At 57.0% G+C, this 21,840-nt stretch carries 19 protein-coding genes; 9 read left to right on the top strand and 10 right to left on the bottom strand.

Annotated elements, in window-relative coordinates; all coding sequences use genetic code 11:
* Positions 1–11: 11 nt before the first annotated feature.
* Positions 12–1,319, bottom strand: a complete 1,308-nt coding sequence (locus tag AU11_RS02540; RefSeq protein ID WP_043316192.1) for an FAD-binding oxidoreductase — start codon at positions 1,317–1,319, stop codon at positions 12–14.
* Between the two features lie 208 nt (positions 1,320–1,527).
* On the opposite strand from AU11_RS02540, the gene AU11_RS02535 reads away from it, so the two are divergent.
* Positions 1,528–2,862 (top strand): glutamine synthetase family protein, encoded by a 1,335-nt coding sequence (locus AU11_RS02535; RefSeq protein WP_043316191.1) that lies wholly within the window; start codon positions 1,528–1,530, stop codon positions 2,860–2,862.
* A 71-nt stretch (positions 2,863–2,933) separates the two neighbouring features.
* On the opposite strand, the gene AU11_RS02530 is transcribed toward AU11_RS02535, so the two are convergent.
* The 6 genes from AU11_RS02530 to AU11_RS02505 all read right to left on the bottom strand — a co-directional run bounded on the left by AU11_RS02530 (position 2,934) and on the right by AU11_RS02505 (position 8,714).
* Positions 2,934–4,592, bottom strand: a complete 1,659-nt coding sequence (locus AU11_RS02530) for a sodium:alanine symporter family protein (protein ID WP_043316190.1) — start codon at positions 4,590–4,592, stop codon at positions 2,934–2,936.
* Between the two features lie 347 nt (positions 4,593–4,939).
* Complete coding sequence (locus AU11_RS02525) at positions 4,940–5,989, bottom strand: pyridoxal-phosphate dependent enzyme (RefSeq protein WP_043317968.1); 1,050 nt, start codon at positions 5,987–5,989, stop codon at positions 4,940–4,942.
* 151 nt (positions 5,990–6,140) lie between these two features.
* The gene (gene yajC / locus AU11_RS02520) at positions 6,141–6,473 is read right to left on the bottom strand and encodes a preprotein translocase subunit YajC (protein WP_043316189.1); all 333 of its coding nucleotides are present in this window, start codon (positions 6,471–6,473) and stop codon (positions 6,141–6,143) included.
* A 137-nt stretch (positions 6,474–6,610) separates the two neighbouring features.
* Positions 6,611–7,057, bottom strand: a complete 447-nt coding sequence (locus AU11_RS02515; RefSeq protein ID WP_043316188.1) for a helix-turn-helix domain-containing protein — start codon at positions 7,055–7,057, stop codon at positions 6,611–6,613.
* Positions 7,058–7,500: 443 nt separating this feature from the next.
* Positions 7,501–7,977 (bottom strand): thioredoxin-dependent thiol peroxidase, encoded by a 477-nt coding sequence (gene bcp, locus AU11_RS02510; RefSeq protein WP_043316187.1) that lies wholly within the window; start codon positions 7,975–7,977, stop codon positions 7,501–7,503.
* A gap of 197 nt (positions 7,978–8,174) precedes the next feature.
* Positions 8,175–8,714, bottom strand: a complete 540-nt coding sequence (locus AU11_RS02505; protein WP_231491475.1) for a DUF2244 domain-containing protein — start codon at positions 8,712–8,714, stop codon at positions 8,175–8,177.
* Between the two features lie 312 nt (positions 8,715–9,026).
* Between AU11_RS02505 and asnS the strand changes: the two genes are divergently transcribed.
* Positions 9,027–10,427, top strand: coding sequence for an asparagine--tRNA ligase (gene asnS / locus AU11_RS02500; protein ID WP_043316185.1), 1,401 nt, complete (start codon positions 9,027–9,029; stop codon positions 10,425–10,427).
* 180 nt (positions 10,428–10,607) lie between these two features.
* On the opposite strand, the gene AU11_RS02495 is transcribed toward asnS, so the two are convergent.
* The gene (locus AU11_RS02495) at positions 10,608–11,588 is read right to left on the bottom strand and encodes a malate dehydrogenase (RefSeq protein ID WP_043316183.1); all 981 of its coding nucleotides are present in this window, start codon (positions 11,586–11,588) and stop codon (positions 10,608–10,610) included.
* Positions 11,589–11,703: 115 nt separating this feature from the next.
* Positions 11,704–11,982, bottom strand: coding sequence for a hypothetical protein (locus tag AU11_RS18650; protein ID WP_369797778.1), 279 nt, complete (start codon positions 11,980–11,982; stop codon positions 11,704–11,706).
* Positions 11,983–12,223: 241 nt separating this feature from the next.
* On the opposite strand from AU11_RS18650, the gene AU11_RS18645 reads away from it, so the two are divergent.
* From AU11_RS18645 to AU11_RS02485, 3 genes are read left to right on the top strand one after another with little or no spacing between them, the layout of a single operon-like run.
* Positions 12,224–12,562, top strand: coding sequence for a hypothetical protein (locus AU11_RS18645; RefSeq protein ID WP_156035197.1), 339 nt, complete (start codon positions 12,224–12,226; stop codon positions 12,560–12,562).
* A 31-nt stretch (positions 12,563–12,593) separates the two neighbouring features.
* A complete protein-coding gene (locus AU11_RS18640) occupies positions 12,594–12,830 on the top strand; it encodes a DUF4113 domain-containing protein (RefSeq protein ID WP_081847889.1) in 237 nt (78 codons plus the stop codon).
* Between the two features lie 29 nt (positions 12,831–12,859).
* Positions 12,860–13,807, top strand: coding sequence for a hypothetical protein (locus AU11_RS02485; RefSeq protein WP_156035107.1), 948 nt, complete (start codon positions 12,860–12,862; stop codon positions 13,805–13,807).
* Positions 13,808–13,829: 22 nt separating this feature from the next.
* Here AU11_RS02485 and AU11_RS02480 read toward each other — a convergent pair whose 3' ends face one another.
* On the bottom strand, positions 13,830–14,219 hold the full coding sequence (locus tag AU11_RS02480; protein ID WP_231491473.1) for a hypothetical protein: 390 nt from the start codon (positions 14,217–14,219) through the stop codon (positions 13,830–13,832).
* 1,133 nt (positions 14,220–15,352) lie between these two features.
* Here AU11_RS02480 and AU11_RS02465 point away from each other — a divergent pair.
* The 4 genes from AU11_RS02465 to AU11_RS02450 are packed head-to-tail and all read left to right on the top strand — an operon-like array spanning position 15,353 to position 21,775.
* Positions 15,353–16,678, top strand: a complete 1,326-nt coding sequence (locus AU11_RS02465) for a TolC family protein (RefSeq protein WP_197023742.1) — start codon at positions 15,353–15,355, stop codon at positions 16,676–16,678.
* Positions 16,675–17,061, top strand: coding sequence for a hypothetical protein (locus AU11_RS02460; RefSeq protein WP_043316170.1), 387 nt, complete (start codon positions 16,675–16,677; stop codon positions 17,059–17,061). The genes AU11_RS02465 and AU11_RS02460 overlap by 4 nt, the downstream gene beginning before the upstream one ends.
* Positions 16,974–18,575, top strand: a complete 1,602-nt coding sequence (locus AU11_RS17635) for an efflux RND transporter periplasmic adaptor subunit (protein ID WP_197023741.1) — start codon at positions 16,974–16,976, stop codon at positions 18,573–18,575. The genes AU11_RS02460 and AU11_RS17635 overlap by 88 nt, the downstream gene beginning before the upstream one ends.
* Complete coding sequence (locus AU11_RS02450; RefSeq protein WP_051686884.1) at positions 18,569–21,775, top strand: efflux RND transporter permease subunit; 3,207 nt, start codon at positions 18,569–18,571, stop codon at positions 21,773–21,775. Before AU11_RS17635 ends, AU11_RS02450 begins: the two co-directional genes overlap by 7 nt.
* Positions 21,776–21,840: the final 65 nt, after the last annotated feature.

Below are 21,840 nucleotides of genomic sequence, written 5' to 3'. Positions count from 1 at the left end.
TTCCAGGATCCCTATCGCCCCAACTTGTCCAATAAGCTGTAATAGAGCATTCCTGCTACCAGTCCTGGCCAACGCAGCAGTGTCCCCCCCGGGAAACTTGGCGTTGGAATGCGCGACAATATATCAAACCTCTCTTCGGTACCGGCAATCACTTCCGCAAGAATTTTTCCGGCAAACGTCGCTGTCGGCACACCGTGCCCAGAGTACCCCTGGCTGTAGTAGACGTTCGGTTCCAGCCTGCCAATACTCGGCATTCGATTCATAGTGATCGCCAGAGTACCGCCCCAACCGTAGTCAATCTGCGTACCGGCCAACTGTGGGTAGACCTCCAGCATGTACTTCCGTACAAACCCGCGAATATCTCGAGGAAAGCGCGATGAATAATTTTCGCCGCCGCCGAAAATCAGACGGTTGTCTCCGGACAATTTCCAATAATTGATCACGAACAGCGTGTCTTGCAGCGCGTAGTCGTTCGCTATCAATTCTCGTGCCAGCTTCTCCTCCAGAGGCTCTGTGGCCAGCACAAAGTTGTTGATGGGCATAATACGCCCGGCCATACGCGGCTCCAGTTTGCCCAGGTACCCATTACAGGCAAGGACGATATTCGCCGCACTCACCCGCCCATGCTCTGTGGACACTACGCAGGGGCTGCCGCTGACGTACCCTGTGACCCGACTGTGTTCAAAAAACAGGACACCTGCGGCCCGCGCGGCATCGGCAAGGCCGAGCGCATAATTAAGTGGATGCAGGTGCAACGAACCGGAATCTATCTGCCCGCCGAAAAAGCGATCCGAACCGACGAGATCAGCCACTTCGTCCCGGTTGGCGTATCGCATGTCCTCATAGCCATAACGCTGGTTGAGCAATTCGACCTCTTGGCGGAGCTCGGCCTCGTGACTCTTTTTGGCCGCCAAATGCATAATGCCGCGCTTCAGGTCGCACTGGATACCGTGCCGGTTTATCAGGTGCTCCACGAGTTGCACCGCTTCCAGGCCCATATCCCACAGTGCTCTGGCGGTATCCCTGCCCAGCATTTTTTCGAGCTCTTCCTGACCTTTGCGCTGACCAACACCCACGTGGCCGCCGTTGCGCCCGGAAGCCCCCCAGCCCACGCGCTCCGCTTCGAGGACAACCACCTTGTATCCGCGCTCGGCAAGGTGGAGCGCGGACGAAAGGCCGGTATACCCCGCACCAATAATGCACACATCCGCTGTCACCTCGCCCTCCAGGCACGGGTATTCCGGAGTGGGGTTTGCACTGGCCGCATAATAGGAATCGGTATGGCCGTGCAATCTGGTAATGCTTCCGCTAGCGGACATCGAGTATCTCCAAAATCATCCTCGCTAAAACCGAATCATTATTCGGTATTTGTTGAATAATAATTCGGTTTCTTGCCATAATCAAAGTCCGGATGAAAAATTTGCGGTACGCCGGAAATCATCCTTCGCCACCCACAGAGGTTTAAGCTACTGTTTGGCGAAGTTGGCACGATAATCAAATACAAGCCTTCCAATCACAAGGTGTAACATGGACAAGATAACCCAGTGGCTCGCGGAACATTCGATCTCCGAAGTCGAGTGCCTGGTACCGGATATGTCCGGCAATGCGCGGGGTAAATTCACCCCGACGGACAAATTCCTGACCGAAGACAGCCGCCTGCCGGAGAGCATCCTGGTTCAGACGGTGACCGGCGACTATGTAGACGAGCATAATGAACTGGTAGACCCAGCAGATACTGACATGCTGCTGGTACCCGACCCGGACTCAATTCGCCTGAACCCCTGGGCGAACGAGCCTACCGCGCAGATTATCCACGACTGCTACACCCGCGATGGTAAACCGCACCCCATCAGCACCCGCAATATTCTCAAGTTCGTACTGGACAAGTATGCGGAACAGGGCTGGCAGCCAGTGGTCGCTCCAGAAGTTGAGTTCTACCTCGTCAAACGCAATCTCGACCCCGATGAAAAACTCTCCGCCCCCGTAGGACGCTCCGGGCGCACGGAAAAAACCCGCCAGTCTTACAGTATTGATGCGGCCAATGAGTACGAGCCAATCATCGAAGACATGTACGATTTCTGCGAAGCTCAGGGACTAGACGTGGACACCCTGATCCACGAATCCGGCACCGCACAGATGGAAATCAACTTTCTGCACGGCGATCCACTCCGGCTTGCCGATCAGGTATTCACCTTCAAACGTACGGTACGTGAAACCGCCCTGCGCCATGGCATCTATGCCACTTTTATGGCGAAGCCCATGGAAGATGAGCCTGGCAGTGCCCTGCACCTCCACCAGAGTATCGTTGACAGCAAGACCGGGAAAAACATTTTTGTAAATGAGGACGGCTCTGAGAATGAGCGTTTTATGCACTTCATCGGTGGCATGCAAAAATACACCCCGGGGTTTATCACGTTTTTTGCTCCGAACGTAAATTCTTATCGCCGTTTCACACCGGAAATGGCTGCGCCCACCAGCCTGCACTGGGGCTATGACAATCGGACCACCGGGCTGCGAGTACCAGACAGCTCACCTCAGGCAAAACGCCTGGAGAACCGCTTCCCCGGTGCCGACTGCAACCCCTACCTGGCGATTGCGACTTCGCTCGCCTGCGGTTATCTCGGCATGATGAACAAAGTCACACCAAGCAAACCGTACACCGGCGATTGCTCATCAGAGCCCATCACCCTACCCCGCACTCAGGAGCATGCGCTCAGCCTGTTGGCAGAATGTCCGGAAGCCGTCGAAATGTTTGGCGATACCTTCGTTCGCGCCTGGGCTGCGATCAAACGGGATGAGTACGAGGAATTTAACCGCGTAATCAGCTCCTGGGAGCGCGAGTACCTGCTGCTCAATGTCTGATTCATTGGCACCCCTAAAATACAAAAAACCCGGCATTTGCCGGGTTTTTTGTGCCCTGGTAATTCGAGCAATTATTTGTGGCTGGGATCTTTCCAGTAGTCCTTGACCGTATCTTTCATTTCCCTTGCGAGGATAGAAATACCAAACAGGTTTGGCAGTGTCATTAGCACAATCGCCACTGCGGACAGGTTCCAGATAATCGTCGTATCCTCGATCGCTGCCCAGAAGAAAGCCACCACGTAGACCAACCGGTACGGCATTACTGCTTTGGGACCAAACAGATAGATCATGGAGCGGTCACCATAATAGGACCAGGCGATTGCCGTCGAGAAGGCAAACAGCAGAATCCCGAGGGTAACAATGTAGCTTCCGTACTCTCCGAAGAACCCTTTCTGGAAGGCCCGGTTAGTCAATGCCACCGAGTGCAACAACGAATTACCCCAGACATCGACATTCGGATTTACCAGGCGGCCGCTATTGACGTTGAGCACACCGGAGAAGTTGTCCCCGCCCACTCGGAATTCCACGTCTTCGGCAACGGAGCGAGAGTTGAGCACAGTGAACTCATCTTTATTCAGAGGTAGGCCGTCGGCGACCACAATAGTCCCGGTGTATGGCTTAACATCGCTGCTCTGATTGCTCAGGAAACCAAACAGCTGTTTTACATCTGCCTCATCTTTGTCGGTATAGGTACCGGCAACCACCATCATATCTGCGCGTTCAAAGCGATTCATATGCTTCTCGGTCCAGACCCCCGACGACAGAATCACCAGACCGGTCAGGGTACAGATGATCAGGGTATCAATGAATGGCTCAAGCAGTGACACCATACCCTCAGATACAGGCTCATCCGCGCGTGCAGCGGCGTGGGCAATGGGCGCTGAGCCCTGCCCGGCTTCGTTGGAGAAGAGGCCGCGGTTTACGCCGCGGTTAAAGGCGTAGGCGAAGCTGGCGCCGAGGAAACCGCCCATGGCCGCACTGCCATTGAAGGCACCGGCAAAAACGGCAGAAAAGGAGGGGATGATGTTCTGGTAGTTGTACAGGATAACTGCCAGCGCGCCCACGATGTACAGCACAGCCATCACCGGCACAATGGTTGAGGTCACTTTGGCGATACGCGTAATGCCGCCGATAATCACCAGACCGAGAAGAATCGCCAGCACACCGCCGGTCAGCATCTTGCTCAGACCAAAGGTATCATACATGGCCTGGGCAATATTATTGACCTGCGGCAAACTGCCGGTACCAAATGAGCTGATTACCGTCGCGATGGCAAATATGACTGCCAGCCACTTCATGTTTAACCGTCGCTCCATGTAGAACATGGGGCCGCCGGCATAGTAACCGTCCGCTGCCTTAATTCGATATTTATGAGATAGGGTTACCTCAACGAACTTTGTCGTCATACCGAGAAATGCAGTGACCCACATCCAGAACAACGCGGCCGGCCCGCCAAGGAAGATCGCGAGCCCCACTCCACCAATATTACCGGTACCTACGGTACCCGACAGTGCGGTGGATAGCGCCTGGAAGTGGGAGGTATCCCCCGGGTCACCTGGTTTATCGTATTTACCCCGCACGATCTTGATCGCGTGGCCGAAGTAGCGGATCTGAGGGAAGCCCAGATACAGCGTGAAGAAAAAACCGACCCCTAACAGTACCCAGGGAAACCAGGCCGCTGAACCCAGCAACCCATCCAGGGTTAGCAACAACTGATTGAATGATTCCAAATCAACCCCCACAGCTCTTATTTTTTGATTGAAAAACAGTCAGCAATATGCTCGACGCAGGATCCGCCGAGACAGATTCGGGCAGTTTTTCGATATCGTTCTCTCGGTGAGAACACCGATTTTTATTACTCGACCGCCCCGACAATGACGCTGAGGGTAGCAGTTTCGCCAAAATGAGAACAGTAATCCGCCAATCATCAGCAGCATAGTCCTGTTTTCTGCCAAAAATTCGATTTATCACCAAATTTTTCGCTAAAACAGAGAATTCTGTCGCGAAACAGAACCCACGCCAGGCCTTGATTGGGCATCGAACAATTGGCCGTGTTTACTCAGTGCCAGGTTACTGACTAATTTTCAGCCCAACTGCTTTTAAAACCATCTCGCTGAGGGAATATTCCGAACTGCCCGCCAGTGTGAACGAACACGAGATTTTTGCTGCCTCGATACCGCCCGCGCTTAATCTCAGCCAATAATCCATGAAACGCTTTGCCGGTATAAACGGGATCCAGTAACAGCCCCTCTTGCTGAGCCAGTAGCGCAATGGATTGGTAAACCGATTCAGTGGCCAGTGCATATCCCGGACCAATGTAATCATCAATCACGTGTATTCGATCTTCGTCCAATACAAATCCGGCACCGCCCGCTCCGGGGTAGCGAACCTTCCAGTCCGCAATATCCTGCACGACTTTGCGCAAAAAATACGCTTCATCGTCGCACACCGCGTACCCCGTGACCTGGGTAGCAACACCGAGTAACTGACAACCGAGAGTCAACCCGGATTGAGTGCCACCACTACCGGTTGCACATATCAGGTGCTCAGGCTCAAACCCTGAGGCGCGACAATCGGAAATAATCTCTTCTGCACCGGCGATATATCCCCAGATCCCCAACCCATCGCTACCACCGGTGGGAATACAGAGGGCGCGGCGCCCTCGCTGCAAATAATGTGCGCTCCACTCTTCAAACAGGTCGGGGAGTCGCGCGAGATATTCCTTTAATGGGTATAGGGATACACGGGCCCCTGCGAGAAAATCCACCAGAAGGTTTCCGTCGGGAGCCGACGCCTCAAGGTCTGTACTGCGACCGGCTCGCAGCAGGACATGCGCCCGCAAACCGGCTTTGGCCGCAGCCAAAGCTGTCGCCCGGCAGTGATTTGATTGCTCTCCACCGCAGGTGATCAGTGTATCGCACCCCTGCGCCTTGGCTTCCGCGATAATGAACTCCAGTTTGCGTAACTTATTACCAGACATTGCGCTCTCGGTAAGATCGTCCCGCTTCACCCAGATCCTGGGACCTTCGAAGGGATAAGAGAAGGTTTCGCTGATGCGATCGAGAGGTTGTAACGGCGTCGGCAAATTCGCCAGTGTCTCTCTGGCGGGGTATTTAATCTTCACTATTGACCTCCTCAGGGCAAATTGCAGGTCGCCAGCCAGTCTCACGGCATATCAGGGTAAGCCAAAACCAAAAAAACCCGGCCTAGCCGGGTTTTGATCGAGATGAAGCCCAGTCGACAGAGTGTGATAAACACCTTCAGTCGGCTGGACAGCTTCAGATATTCTTGATGGTGCCCTTGGGCAGTACCGCGTGTACCGCGACTTTCTGGAATTTGAGCTGCATATTCTCAGCGACTTCCAGAATCAGGTAATCGTCGTCCACCTTTTCAACCCGGCCCAGCATTCCACTGGTCATTACCACTTCATCCCCCTTCTTCAGGGCACCCACCAATTCCTGGTGCTCTTTCTGGCGCTTGCGCTGCGGGCGAATGATAAACAGCCACATAAACACAAACAGGCCACCGAACATCAGCAGAGTGATCAGCGGGTTGCCCTGAGGAGCCGGAGCGGCCTCTTGTGCCATTGCGGCAGGAATAAAGAAATCCATGGTCTAAACCTCAATAGAGTCAGTCAAAATTCTGGGGCCAACTCTAACGGCTTTGACAAAATGAGGCAATCCAGAGCACCGGAGTTTACCGGTGCCCTGAACCACGTGATGCGAGGTAAAAGTCGGACAGGGACGACTTAGAAGCGCTGTCTTACCTGGCGGCGATAACCGGTTGGTGACATACCCGTCCAACGCTTGAATGCACTGGTAAAGCTGGTTCTGTCAGAAAAGTCGAGAATACGGGAAATGCCGTCGACGCTGAGTGCAGTGTCTTTAAGGAAGTGCACTGCATGGCGGAAACGAACATGATCACGCAGAGAGGCAAAACTCAGGTTGTGTTCCTGCAAACGGCGCTGCAGCGTCCGGGTAGACATACTGAGGTCAGATGCCACCGGGCGAATTGCCAGAGATGCCTTTCCAATCCGTTGTTCCAGCACATCGATAACTCTTGCAGCAATACCGAAGCTGGTCGCCTCCGGCGGTGCCAGCAACTGGTCGAGAATGTTCGGATCTCCGGACAGTCTGGCCTGTTGCAGAGGTTTATCTTCCGAGAGCGAAGCCTGGTCTGGCTGAATATGATTCATGGAGCTGCTCCTTGATGGGTTCCTTGAGCCGCGGTTATTGTTCTACGCCCGCTTCCTGCGAGTCCCTATATACCACCGCCAGCGACATTGCCGACTTGAATTGCGGTTACAAATTCAACAATGACTGACTACTACCTGGGTGCGGGGCGCACCTGAAAACAGGCGATCGAAGCCTACCCAGAGTGAACACTTTTTGTACTACTTCCTCGCACCACACCCAATCGCTCTGGGCCAAACGGTTGAGCGGCGCTCCTTTACACAAGCCAGTATAGACCATATAAGGATAATGCAAGGGACGACAGGCAATTTTTTTTAAACGACGCACAAAACGGCCGTGCCGCCACCGCAGAGAAGACCCCCGGACCTAACCAATAAGGGCTACCCAGGGATCTCTAAGGGCTAAAAATCGTCCAGACCAAGTACTGGAAGAAGCCCCTACTCGCTTATTCCAGGTTCTCGTCGATCCAGCTCAGCACATCATCGTGGTGGGACTTAGTTTTCACCTTATCCATGATGTGCTGTAAGCGACCCGCCTTGTCGATAATAAAGGTGGTACGGATCAGGCCCATGTACTCTTTACCCATAAATTTCTTCAGACCCCAGCAACCGTACTTGTCGGCGACCTTGTGGTCTTCATCTGCAAGCAGATCAAAATTGAGCTCATGTTTATCAATAAACTTCTGAAGCTTGGATTCAGGGTCTGGGCTCAGACCGAAAACCACAGTGTCTCGCTTGGCAAACTCTTTGGCACTATCACGGATTCCACACGCCTGGGTGGTACAGCCTGGTGTCAGTGCCTTGGGGTAGAAATACAGCACCACATTTTTTTCGCCGCGAAAGTCTTTCAACGCGACCTTTTCGCCATTCTGGTTATTCAGCGTAAATACCGGTGCGAGATTACCGATCTTAGGATGTGCCATATGCCGCCCCTCTGATTAAATTCACTATTAGGACTGTTTCTCAAGGTAAAAAGGCCCGAGGTTTCCGCCTCGGGCCCGGCATTATATAGAACTCATATCCCGCTGCATCCGTGTGAGGAAACCGATGATCGAAGTTACACATCGGTTATTAGTCGCTCGGAAATCCTTAGGCAGCAGGGAGTCTGATCAGAGATTACCTAAAAGTCCTGCAAACGAAAGCTCTGTTCTTTGCGCGCTCGCAAGCCACAATCCCCCAGCTTTTCAACCAGTGCGGCTTTTTCAGCGTCCGTCAGGAAGTCTCCTATTTCCAGACAACCTTCCGGACCGGTGAAAGTGACACAGGACGGCTCCGCCGGGGTTGTTCCCATTCTCACCAGCACCGCAAGGCTGTGGCGATCAAATTCCGTGTGATACACCGGTCGCTCAAGATTCCCGCGACTGCTATCCAGTACTACGCGATCATCACTGATTCGGATCACCTCTCTGCGGGTACCTTCCATATATACATACCCGAATAGCGCGCCCAGCAGGAGAATTTCCAGCCCGGCAAAAGGAATTACCATCCAGGCACCGGCGAAAGCGAATGCAATACTGATTCCGAGCGACACCGCAACCAACGAGATGAACACCCACAGGTTTCCGGCAAATGACAGGGATTGATTGGGCGCGAGGAGAATACAGGCCCGGCGCCCACGCGCGCCGCCAACTTCTTTGACCATGGGTACAACTTCCAACATCCATCACTGTGATACTTTCAGTGTAGGACAGCGCAAAATTGAACCAAGAGTCACGGCGGCGGGCTCTGCCTTCTATACTAAAGCCGCACTGCAGACCACAGCGACTCTCCGGCCATCGCATATTCACCACCTGACCCGTGGCCGCCGCACTTGCACTTCTGAGGTTTGAGGGGTGGATTTTCCGGCACGCAGGGGGCAAGATGCCGCCGGATTGCGCGACCAAAAGACGCGTGTAACAACCGCGCAGCCTGTGGTTCTTATACCGACAGCAATGCCCCATCGGCAGGCGCGAACGACAACAAGAGCACCATCATGCAAGTTGAATCCATTGAACAGCTTTTAAAATCCAGCCAGCGGGAAGGTGAGACCGCCCGAATCCAGGGCTGGATCCGCACCCGCCGGGATTCCAAGGCGGGCCTGTCTTTCCTCGCCGTACACGATGGCAGCTGCTTCGATCCGATCCAGGTGGTCGTGGAAGCGGACATCAACAACTACCAGTCTGAAGTGCTGCGCCTTACCACCGGCTGCGCCGTGGATATTGAAGGCACTATCAAGGCCTCCGAGGGCAAGGGTCAGGCCATCGAGTTGCTGGCAACCAGCGTGACCGTTGTTGGCTGGGTCGAAGACCCGGACACCTACCCCATGTCGCCCAAACGTCACACCATGGAACACCTGCGTGAACACGCCCATTTACGACCGCGCACCAACGTCAGCGGCGCTGTAGCGCGGGTGCGTAATTGTATCGCCCAGGCGGTACACCGCTTCTTCCATGAGCGCAGCTTCAATTATGTACATACCCCCATCATCACCGCATCTGATTGCGAAGGCGCCGGTGAGATGTTCCGGGTCAGCACTCTGGATCAGACCAACCTGCCCCTCACCGATAAGGGAGATGTGGATTACAGCGAGGACTTCTTCGGCGAAGAGACTTTCCTCACGGTATCTGGTCAGCTCAATGTAGAGAGCTACTGCCTGGCCCTGTCCAAGGTGTATACCTTCGGGCCGACTTTCCGCGCTGAAAACTCCAACACCACCCGCCACCTGGCGGAGTTCTGGATGGTGGAGCCGGAAATTGCCTTTGCGGACCTGGCGGACTGCGCCAATCTGGCGGAGGAAATGCTGAAGTATGTGTTCAAGGCGGTGCTAACGGAGCGCGCCGACGATATGGCCTTCTTCGCCCAGCGCATCGACAAGGAAGCCATCACCCGCCTGGAAAACATCATCGATAACGACTTCGCGCGTATCAATTACTGCGAAGCCATCGAGATCCTTGAGAACTGCAAAGAGAAGTTCGAATTCCCGGTTTCCTGGGGAATCGACCTGGCGTCTGAGCACGAGCGCTATCTGGCCGAAAAACACTTCAAGAAGCCGGTGATCGTGCTGAACTATCCGAAGGACATCAAAGCCTTCTATATGCGCATGAATGACGACGGCAAGACGGTGGCGGCGATGGACGTGCTGGCACCGGGTATCGGTGAAATCATCGGTGGCTCCCAGCGCGAAGAGCGCCTGGACAAGCTCGACGCACGCATGGACGAGATGGATATTCCCAAGGAGCACCTGGACTGGTACCGCGACCTGCGTCGCTACGGCACCGTGCCCCACGGCGGCTTTGGTCTGGGCTTCGATCGCATCGTGTCCTACGTGACCGGAATGGGTAACATCCGCGATGTGATCCCCTTCCCGCGCACACCCCGCAATGTGAAGTTCTGAGGTTTTGACCTGGTGGATGCGCTGCGCTTATCCACCCTACGCGCTACGGGCAATCACACACCCGTAGGGTAGATAAGCCGAAGGCGCATCTACCAGATAACTCCGGCCAAAAACGCAAAAACCCGCACCTGAAACCAGGTGCGGGTTTTTTGGCTTCTAACTTATTAAAAAGTAAAAAGCTTACGGCAGCAGGTGCGCAACAGCGTCACGCTCTTCAGCCAGCTCGGTCTCGGTCGCAGTCATTTTCTCGCGGGAGAAGTCATTGATTTCTACGCCCTGAACAATTTCCCAGTCACCGTTCTTGCATACAACCGGGAAGGAGTAGATCAGACCTTCCTGAATACCATAAGAACCATCGCTGTATACACCCATGCTGGTCCAGTCGCCTTCGGCGGAACCCAGCGCCCAATCGCGCATGTGGTCGATGGCGGCGTTGGCCGCAGAAGCTGCGGAGGAAGCGCCACGGGCCTTGATGATGGCGGCACCGCGTTGCTGTACCGTCGGGATGAAGTCGGTTTCGTACCACTCCTGCTCGACTTTGCCCATGGCGTCTTCGCCGTTGACCTTGGCCTGGTGCAGGTCCGGGTACTGGGTGGCAGAGTGGTTGCCCCAGATGGTCATGTGGGTGATGTCATTCACGCTGGAATCGGTCTTGTTCGCCAGCTGAGTCAGGGCACGGTTGTGGTCCAGACGGGTCATGGCAGTAAAGTTGCGCGGATCCAGATCCGGCGCGTTGCGCTGGGCAATCAGTGCATTGGTGTTCGCCGGATTACCGACAACCAGCACTTTAACATTGCGGGAAGCGACTTCGTTCAGGGCCTTACCCTGCGCGGAGAAGATAGCCGCGTTGGCTTCCAGCAGATCCTTACGTTCCATACCAGGACCGCGCGGACGGGCGCCAACCAGCAGTGCGTAGTCTGCATCTTTGAAGGCAACGGTCGCATCGTCGGACTGCACAATACCGGCCAGTAGCGGGAAGGCACAGTCTTCGAGCTCCATGGCAACGCCTTTCAGCGCTTCCAGTGCGGGAGTGATTTCCAGCAGCTGAAGAATAACTGGCTGATCTTTACCCAGCATTTCGCCGGAAGCGATGCGAAACAGCAGCGAGTAGCTGATCTGACCGGCGGCGCCGGTAACTGCAACACGAACAGGTGCTTTCACGATGTATCTCCGTTGTTTTCAGGCGCCCGCATTATAGGGCTTTGCAAATTAAATGCATTATCCTTTGGTCTGATCCTCGCGAAGAATTCAACCGAATCTGTCAGACCAAACTCCGTCAGGCGCTCGGGTAGCGACGTTTTAACGCTTCATACAGCTGATCACTGAAATTTTCTGCTGTTGCGTCCAAAGATTGAACAATCTCTGCTAGATGCTCATTGTCTTCCCGACCTTCCCAGGTTTTTACGTAGCTGCCGTCTTTGTAGCCGTAGTCCTGGCGGAGCTGGTTATGCGGTGATGTTTTTCGTATGATCGAGTGAGTGAGTGAGTGAAAACCTCTGTATTTTACGCTTATTTTCCCCAAAAAAATGGGGCTTCCACATACGGAAATGAACATACGATTAACTCTGCCTATAAAGCGCCACAAATGCCGTGGTACGGAATACGGTTTTTGATAGCTTGAATCAATGCCTAACTTCACTGCGGATAGATATTGCACGTTTGCGACAAAACACCTGACACTTCTACGATGCTTAGTAGCATAGGTATTAGCGCGAAGTCGCTTTGTCAGGTTACTAGCCTAAAAAATCAAACATAAGAGCCTAATGCAGCATTGGCCAGAGGTATAGCGGTACAGTATTGATGAGTCCTTTTCGAATTTTGAGGGGTTTGGGGCGGGCCTCAATGCCCAGTGCCAGGCACTGGTCGCTGCCGTGCGGCGGTGGACCAGTCTGCCCTGTTGCGCGGGTATCGCTCCCACTCGCACCTTGGCGAAGGCCGCCAACCACTTGGCCAAAACACTGGGTGTTTCTGGTGGTGTACTGCAGATCATTACGGACTATCACCGTCAGCAGCTGCCGGTGGAAGAAATTTGGGGGGTAGGCCCCCGGCTGACGAACCGACTGGGAGCGATGGGAACCATGACCGCTTGCGATCTGACGACGGCCCTTGAGCCGACGCTGCGGAAGGCGTTTTGAGTAACCATGGAGCGGACGGTGCGCGTCGGTCATGCTGACCGATCTTGAATGCACGCAGAGCGCTCAAACTGACCTTTTCGGCGCTGAAGATGCACTGAGGGTGGTAGCGGTGAATGAGTGCCTGTCGGCCATCAATGAGTGCTTTGGTCGGGGATCTGTTTCTTTTGCTACAGCAAAGTTGTCTACAGACTGGATGATGAAACGGGAACCTCTTTCGCCTGCTTACACAACGGATTATAGAGATCTGCCCGTTGCTCGGATCTGTTAAATTGCGAGAGCGTAGGCGGGGTTTTTGGAATGCTTAGACAAAATACTGTTATGTCTTGCAAAAAATATACATACACCGTTGTTCTTGAGTGTCCTGCTAGTGGCGAAACCAAAGGGAAAATCGGACGAACTGATAACCTCTTTATGCGCCTTAGAACGCTTGAATCAGAAAACAGTATGAAGCTGGTTTCTAGAAAATCGACGTACTACTGTGCCGATATTGAGTCAGACCTTTTGATTGCCACCGTTCAGCACTCCCTGGGCTCTGAACGAAGTGAATACCGCACGATTAGGGGTATTCAGGCCGCAAGGCGAGTGGCAAATAAGGCAGGCTATCAATCCTATCGGGTCAGTTCCTTTTTGAAAGCCCACAGGGAGACACGTGACGCCGGAAGATCGGAAAAGTTTGCACTGCAGATGGAGGCTGAAAGACAGGAGGAAATCAGAAACCTGAACTGGCAGCAAGAGCGGCTGAAGGTGCTAGAAGCTCAAACCCAGTATCTTCCGCATCCGACTCGATCTATATGGAATCGGCATGACTGGAAGGCGACCGGGACGAGCAGAATCAACAAACTCCGGCTGCGTCACTCGGACCTGATTGATAAGCTTACCCATCTGCGCCTTACAGCTTGCGAGCTTGCGAAAACCGTCGTTTCCCCCATAGTTGCCCACTATTTGCAGCCGTGTCCCATTGACGATTCGGATTTATCAGGGAGGTACCAAATTGTTTACGGCTGGATGCCGTTCGATGAAGGGTATCACCGTGGGGATTTGGAGATCACCGAGGCCCTTGTCTTGTACTCACCATATTGGCAGCGTGGTGGATCACCATATCCAGAGCAGAGAAGCGCGACATGTAGAGACTTTAAACGGTTTGACCTGCTAAGGGGGGCGAAGGTGGAGCAGCTGGCCAGCGTTGTGCGGGAATGTATGCGTGTCCAGGATGAACTTTTTGACCTTAGGTTTCAGATTAAATAGCTTGGCTTCGTCACCTGAGCACTCAATTTAGCCACCAGTTCCCATCCGAATCTTGCCAAAAGTGACTCATGATAGGTGTCCACTGAGAACGTTCAGAGAGTTCTGAAATTCGCAGAAACAAGGTTTTCAGCGCACAAATAACAAACAGGCTGCGCTCATAGATAGGGTCTTCGGCGGCCATGGCCAGTGCTACATCAAACACATATTGCCACTGTACTTCGGTAAGCCTACGAGCTTCTTTCACTTGGGCATCTTTAATGAAATGGCGACAATCTGGCTTAGCAATTTGTGCAGGATTGCGATATAGATGCTCCTCGTTCATCAAATACTTATAGAAAGCAATAATCCCAGTGAAGATGGAAGCTAAGGTCTCCTGGCCTTTCTGCTTCTCGCTGGCACCACATTGTTTCACCTGTTTGAAACTCGTCTCAGCAGGATCGTTTCCAGGCGCTAACTAACAGCCCATTCGTTAATGATCGTCCAACCGCCCAGACCACCCAACACTTGCGGCATGAAGGAGGGATCAGAGACCCGGTTTGGTGCCGGTTACAACGTGCTACCTGTGTTCAAGAGGCGGCTCAATGCCAAGAAGCTGATCACGAAACCCAATTCAGATGTCATCTACGCGCTCTCTTACGCAACTGCAATTGGGTTCCAGGCGATTTTGAAAAAGTAAAATGACTATCAGTTGCCTGCTACCGCAGCGATAGTTGCCCAATTCGAAAGTATCCCACCCGTTGATTCCAGTAGTTGGGCCGCTGACCCCGTTAATAACGGAATGCCCCTGGAAGCTTTCATTCGCTCCGAGTCGTTAAATTTCAAGAAAGGTATGACTGCTCGCAAATGGATCAATATCTTTTTCTACTTCCAAGGTGTTGCCAGCGTTGATGATAAATGCGCCGTCAGCCCAAGCAATGACGTTATCTATTCGATGGGAATTGATGCAAGTGGTATCTCATGTAACCGCGGGTAGTCTCCAGTTGAAATACTCGGGAACCAAATTCATAATCAATTCATGAACCACCGGAACACCTACACTCTGCGAACTTTCATGTTCCTGCTTTTGCTGGCCGTAGGGCCTCTGCAAGCGCAGGCGGTATTCGCATGTGCCATGATGGATATGCCGGTGCACCAGAGCTGTTGCTGCGACGACCACCGTGCGGATGACGCATGTGGTGGTTCAGACGGCGATTCAAACCTGATGCCGAGTAAGAATCCCTGCTGTGAACGCACCATTCAAGTGAGTGTCGACGAGGATTCGAAAGAGGACAACCCGATAGCGAAACCAGCGGAAGTAAGATCCGATGTAGATCCCCCGCAGACCAGCGCTATACCACCCGTTGACTTTGCTCTGTTGACACAAAGGCCACAACTCGCGGCCTATACACCCCCGCCTCCGGCTTCCCTATCGGGATCCCGCACTTATCTAGTCACCCAGCGCTTGCGCATTTAAAACCCTCCTTCTAGAAAAACCCGAATTCCGGCCACCTTCGGAGTTCGGGCGCGTTGCATTGTTAACTTGTAACCAACAGAAGGAGACGGGCAGTGCCTGCCAACTCTCTCAATTTCTCCATGTGCAAGCTGCGGGGCGCGCTGCTGGGCATGGTCCTGGCATCGGCGCCTGGTCTTGCGCTGAGCCAAGCATCGGCAACCGATGACGCAGCCAACCACCCACTGACCCCATCGGCGCTCGCGGCCTGGGCGCTGGAGGCCAACCCCGGTTTGGCCTCCGCCGCCGCCAGGGCCGAGGCGGCCGCCTTCCGCATCGATCCGGCCGGCTCGCTGGACGACCCCATGCTCGGCTATGCCGCCGCACCCAACACCGCCGATTCGCCCCGCGGCCTGCAGCAGAAGCTGGATTTCAGCCAGAAGATTCCCTGGCCCGGTACCCTGGCCGCGCGCGAGGCGGCCGCGCGCCACCAGGCGCTGGCGGCGGAGCGCGACCTGGACGCGCTGCGCCTGCAGGTGATCGCCCAGGCCAAGGCCGCCTACGCCGAGTGGCGCTATATCGACCGGGCCCTCACCATTCACCACCGCACCCAGTCCCTGCTGGATGAGCTGATTTCCGCCGCGCAGACCCGCTACGCCGCCGGCCGCGCACTGAAACAGGATGTGCTGCAGGCGAAGGTGGAACGCGCAGATCTGGACAACCAGCTGCTGCGCTTGCAGCAGTTGCGGACCAGCGTGCGCGCGCGCATCAACGCGTTGCTCAACCGCGCCGCGGACGCACCCTTGCCACCGGCGGCGCCCTTTTCCCCTCCGGCACCACCGCTGCCCCTCGCGACCCTGAGCGAGCAGGCACTGGCACAACATCCGGAGCTGGCGCGCCTGGACGCGCAGATCGCCGCCGCGGAGAGCCGCATCACCCTGGCCGAGAAGGCTTTCTACCCGGACTTCCAACTGGGCGCCGGCTACAACGAACTCTGGGACGCCGCCGACAAGCGCGCCGTGGTCGGCATTTCCATCAACTTGCCGCTGGACAGATCCAAGCGCCGCGCGGAGCTGGGCCGCACCCGCGCGGAGCTGCAGAGCGCCGAGTGGTCCCTGGCCGACAGGCGCGCGGCGCTGCTCGCGGACCTGAGCCGGGCCCACGCGGAGGTGGTCGAGGCGCAGTCCTCAGTGGCGCTGCACCAGCGCGAGCTGCTGCCGCTGGCAGAGGATTATCTCGCCGCAGCGCTGGCCGACTACCGCGCCGGCAGCGGCGCCTTCCTCAATGTGATTACTGCCGAGCAGCGGCTGCTCGCCACCGAACTTTCCGCGGCGCGCGCGCGCGCCGACTACACCAGGCGCCTGGCGGAACTGGAGCGCTGGAGCGGCAATGCCGCCCAGGTGTCATCCATAGCGGCGCCGTCCATGGGAGTGGAAAAATGATTGTGCTCAAAAAACACCAATTCTGGCTTGCCGCGACCGCGGTCCTGGCACTGCTCGCGGCTGCCAACTACTGGCTGTTCTCCGGCGGCGACAGCGAAGCGCCGGCCGCCGCCAAAAGCCAGCTGCCGCGCTACAGCGCCGGCGGCCTCGAGATAGGCGTGGGCACCGAGCCCACCGCGCCGCAGGTGGGCGACAACACATTGATCCTGGAACTGCGCCAACCCGGCGGTGAGCCGGTAACCGGTGTGGCCATCGAGGCATTCGCGGAAATGCCGGCCATGGGGCAATGCCGGCCATGCGCGCGCCGGTGGAGCTACAAGAAACCTCCCCCGGCCAATACCGCGGCAAGTTCAACCTCTCCATGCGCGGCGAATGGCCGCTGACCATCCGCTTCGACGCACCCGGTGGGAAAGCCGTACGCCTGCAGTTCGATCTGGCCACCGACCGCGCGGAGATGCCCATCGCCGCCGGCGGCGAGCCCGCCGGGGGGGCCGCAGGACCTGGGAAAATGGAAAGCGGTATGCCGCGCTACCGCGCCGGCGAGCTGGAGGTTGCCATCGACATAGACCCGGGCACCGCGCGCGTCGGCGACAACACGCTGTTGCTGGAACTGCGCGGCACAGACGGCCAACTGCTCGCCGGCGCCCAGGTGCAGGCCCACGCGGAGATGCCGGCCATGGGCGCCATGCCCGCGATGCGCGCGCCGGTGGACCTGGCGGAGACGTCGCCGGGCCAGTTCCGCGGCGACTTCAACCTGTCCATGCGCGGCGAATGGCCGCTGACGGTCACCATCAGCCACCCGCAGTACGGCGAGAAACGCCTGCAGTTCGATCTGGCCACCGACCGCGAGGGCCTCGCCATAGCCGCGGGCGCGGCGCCGGTCGACGCTGCCGGCGCGCAGATGGCGGAGGGCGGCGCCGATGTCATCACCATCGACAACCGCCGCCGACAGATGATCGGCGTGCAGACAGGCGAGGTTGAGAAACGCCACCTGGTCAAGCCCATCCGCACCGTGGGCCGGGTGACCTTCGACGAGCGGCTGCTTTCCAAGGTGGTGCTGAAATACGACGCCTTTGTCGGCGACCTGAAGGCCGACTATGTGGGCACGCAGGTGGAGAAAGGCCAGGTGCTGTTCACCATCTACAGCCCTGAGCTGTTGGCGGCGCAGCAGGAATACCTGGATTCCCTCAAACGCGCCCGCGGCCGCGGCACAGAAACTCGAGATGACCTGCTACGTGCCGCGCGCCAGCGACTGGCGCTCTGGGACATGATGCCGCAGGAAATCAGGGCGCTGGAGGAGCGCGGCTGGCCCCAGGAATATATCCCCATCTACGCGCCGCGTTCCGGCACCCTGATCAAACTCAATATCGCCGACGGCAGCGCCGCGCGCGCCGGCCAGACACTGCTGGTGGTAGCGGACCTGTCGAGGGTGTGGGTGGAGGCCGAGGTGTTCGAAGCGGACCTGGATCTGGTATCCGCCGGCACTCCTGCCGATATTACACTGCCCTACCTTCCCGGGCGCGAGTACGAGGCGCAGGTGGAATACGTCTACCCCTATCTGGAAGGCAAGAGCCGCACCGGGCGCATCCGCCTGACCCTGGACAACCCAAAGGGGGAACTGAAGCCCGAGATGTACGCCGAGGTTTCGCTGCAGTCGGATCTGGGCCAGCGCCTGAGCGTGCCCGAGCAGGCGATCATCGTCGCCGGTGACAGCCGCGTGGTGTTCGTCGACCTGGGCGGCGGCCGCTTGCGGCCCACACGCATCGAGACAGGCCGCAGCGCCGGCGACTATGTCGAGGTGCTTGCGGGACTCAAAGCCGGCGACAGGGTGGTGACCTCGGGCAACTTCCTGATCGCCGCCGAGACACGCCTGAAGACGGGGGTGCAGCAATGGTGACGAACGATCAAAGGCTGAATCACGGCCCGCTGGAAAAACTGATCGGCTGGTCCGCGCGCAACTGGCTGATGACGCTGATGCTGGTGGCGATAGCCGCGCTCTGGGGCTACCGATCGCTGATCAAGGCGCCGCTGGACGCGATTCCGGACCTGTCCGATGTGCAGGTGATCGTCTTCACCGACTGGCCTGGGCGGAGCCCGGATCTGGTGGAGGATCAGATCACCTATCCCCTCACCACCACGCTGCTCGCGGCACCCAACGTACGCTTCGTGCGCGGCCAAAGCATGTTCGGCCTGTCTTTCGTCTACGTCATCTTCGAAGACGGCACCGATATGTACTGGGCGCGCTCGCGGGTGCTGGAGTATCTGAATTCGGCCGCGCCCAGGCTGCCGGACGGCGTGCGCCCGACCTTAGGGCCGGATGCTACCGGTGTCGGGTGGGTGTACCAGTATGCGCTGGTGGATAAGAGCGGCAATCAGAGTCTGGCGGACCTGCGCAGCCTGCAGGATTTCAACCTGCGCTACGCCCTCGAGTCTGTGTCGGGAGTTGCGGAAGTGGCGTCGGTGGGCGGTTTCGTCAAGGAATACCAGATCAACGTCGACCCCAATAAACTCGCCTCCTACGGCATCCCCCTGCACAAGGTCACCATGGCCGTGCGCGATTCCAACCGGGATGTGGGTGGGCGTGTGCTGGAAATCGCCGGCCACGAGCAGTTTATTCGGGGCCGCGGCTACGTGAAATCCATCGAAGACTTGAAGGAAGTGGTAATTGGCCTCGGCGACGGCGGCGTACCTATCCGCGTGGCAGATGTCGCCAATGTCAGCCTCGGCCCGGCCATGGCACGGGGCCAGGCTGACCTCGATGGTGAGGGCATCACCGTGGGCGGCATAGTGGTCATGCGCTACGGTCAGAACGCCCTGGACGTGATTGAGCGGGTCAAGCAGCGCATCGAAGTGCTGAGAAGCAGTCTGCCCGATGGCGTGGAGATAGTACCGGTGTACGACCGCTCCAGCCTGATCCAGCGCGCCATCGACACCCTGAGTCACACACTGATCGAAGAGATACTGATCGTGTCCCTGGTGATCGGCCTCTTCCTGATGCATGCGCGCTCGGCCTTCGTCGCCATCATCACCCTGCCGATCGCCATTCTGCTGTCGTTCATCCCCATGTACTACCAGGGATTGACCGCCAACATCATGTCTCTCGGTGGTATCGCCGTGGCCATAGGTGCGATGGTGGATGCAGCTATTGTCATTATCGATAACGTCCACAAGCGGCTGCAGGACGAGAAGCTAAGTGGTGAGCCCAGAACCCGCGCCATTATTTCAGCGATGCAGGAGGTGGGCCCGAGCATTTTCTTTTCGCTGCTGATCATTACTGTGTCCTTCGTCCCTGTGTTTGCGCTGGAGGGGACCGAGGGCCGGTTATTCAAACCGCTCGCCTACACCAAGACCTACTCCATGTTCTTCGCCGCGCTGCTGTCAGTGACCCTGATCCCGGCGTTGGCTGTGCTGCTGATCAAGGGGCGCATCCGCGGCGATCGCAGTCGTTTGAACCAGTGGCTGAAATCGGCCTATGCACCGGTGGTGAGATTCGCGGTGCACTGGCGCTGGCCCGTGGTGATCGGCGCACTGCTGGCTCTCGTGGCCACGGTGCCCATCTACCGCAGCCTCGGCAGCGAATTCATGCCGCCGCTCAACGAGGGCAGCATCCTCTACATGCCCACCGCACTGCCCGGTATTTCCATCGAGGAGGCTACGCGGGTTATGCAGACCATGGACCGGGAACTGAAGAAATTCCCCGAGGTGGAGCGGGTCTTTGGCAAGGTCGGTCGCAGCACCAGCCCCACGGACCCGGCGCCGCTGTCAATGGTGGAAACCAATATCATGCTCAAGCCGCAAAGTGAGTGGCGCGAGGGCATGACCTGGGACAAGTTGATCGGCGAGATGGACGCCGCCATGCGTTTTCCCGGCATGCCCAACATCTGGTGGATGCCGATCCAGACGCGCACCGAAATGCTGGCCACCGGTATCCGCTCGGCGCTGGGAATCAAGATATTTGGCCCCGAGCTGATCACTATCGAGCAGACCGGCGTGGATATTGAGCGCGCGCTGCTCGAGGACCCGCGTACCGCACCCTACACCCGCAGCGCCTTCGCCGAGCGCGCCACCGGCGGCTACTTCCTGGATTTCGATATCGACCGCCAGGCGGCGGCGCGCTTCGGTCTCAACGTGGACGATGTACAGGCGGTGATTGAAGCCGCCATGGGCGGCGCCCGCGTCAGCGAGACGGTCGAGGGCCGCGAACGCTACGGAATACTGGTGCGCTATGCGCGCGAATACCGCGACAACCTGGAGGCCCTGAAACGGGTCTTCGTCACCACCGCCACCGGTGCGCAGATCCCCATCACCCAGGTAGCGGATATCAGATTCCGCACCGGCCCACCAGCGCTGCGCAACGAGGACGGGCAGTTGGTCAGTTTCGTGTTCGCGGACGTCAGCGACGAGATCGGCATCGCCGACTATGTCCAACTGGCGAAACAGGTGGTGGGGGAAAAGGTGCAGCTGGCACCCGGATATCGCCTAGAGTGGGCCGGACAGTTCACCTACTTCGAGCGTGCCAAGGCGCGTCTCAAGGTGCTGGTGCCGCTTACCGTGTTCGTGATCTTCTTCATGCTGTTCATGCACCGCAAATCGATGATCGAGACCCTTGTGGTGATGACCGCACTGCCGTTTTCGCTGATCGGCAGCATCTGGTTGCTCTCGGCGCTGGGCTACAACCTCTCCGTGGCGGTGGCCGTGGGCATGATCGCGGTGGCCGGCCTGGCGGTGGAGCTGGGGCTCTTGATGATGCTGTACCTGGATATTGCCTGGCGTGACTACCGCGGCCAGGGGCTGCTCAAGAGCCGCGCGGACCTGACCGCGGCCATAGTGACCGGCGCCAGCCACCGCATTCGCCCCATGCTGATGACCGGCTTGGCGCTGTTCATGGGCCTGGTGCCGATCATGTATTCGAACGGCAGCGGCGCCGACGTGATGAAGCGCATCGCTGCACCCATGCTCGGCGGTGTGGGCTCAGCCCTGATTCTGGTGCTAATGGTCTTCCCGGCCATCTTTTCATTCTGGCGCGGCCGGGGACTGCCGGCCCTGGTAACGGGGCCACAGAAGCAGGAAACCGGCAACAATGAGGAAAGGCAGTAATCACAACCCAATCGAGAGAAAGGTGAACACCATGGAACAGCATACTCTGAAAGCCGTCCTGCTAA

Origin of the sequence: Microbulbifer sp. HZ11, from assembly GCF_000708675.1 — a bacterium.
Lineage (GTDB): Bacteria > Pseudomonadota > Gammaproteobacteria > Pseudomonadales > Cellvibrionaceae > Microbulbifer.
Note: the sequence above shows the minus strand (reverse complement) of the source record. Positions and strands in the feature narration are given on the sequence as shown.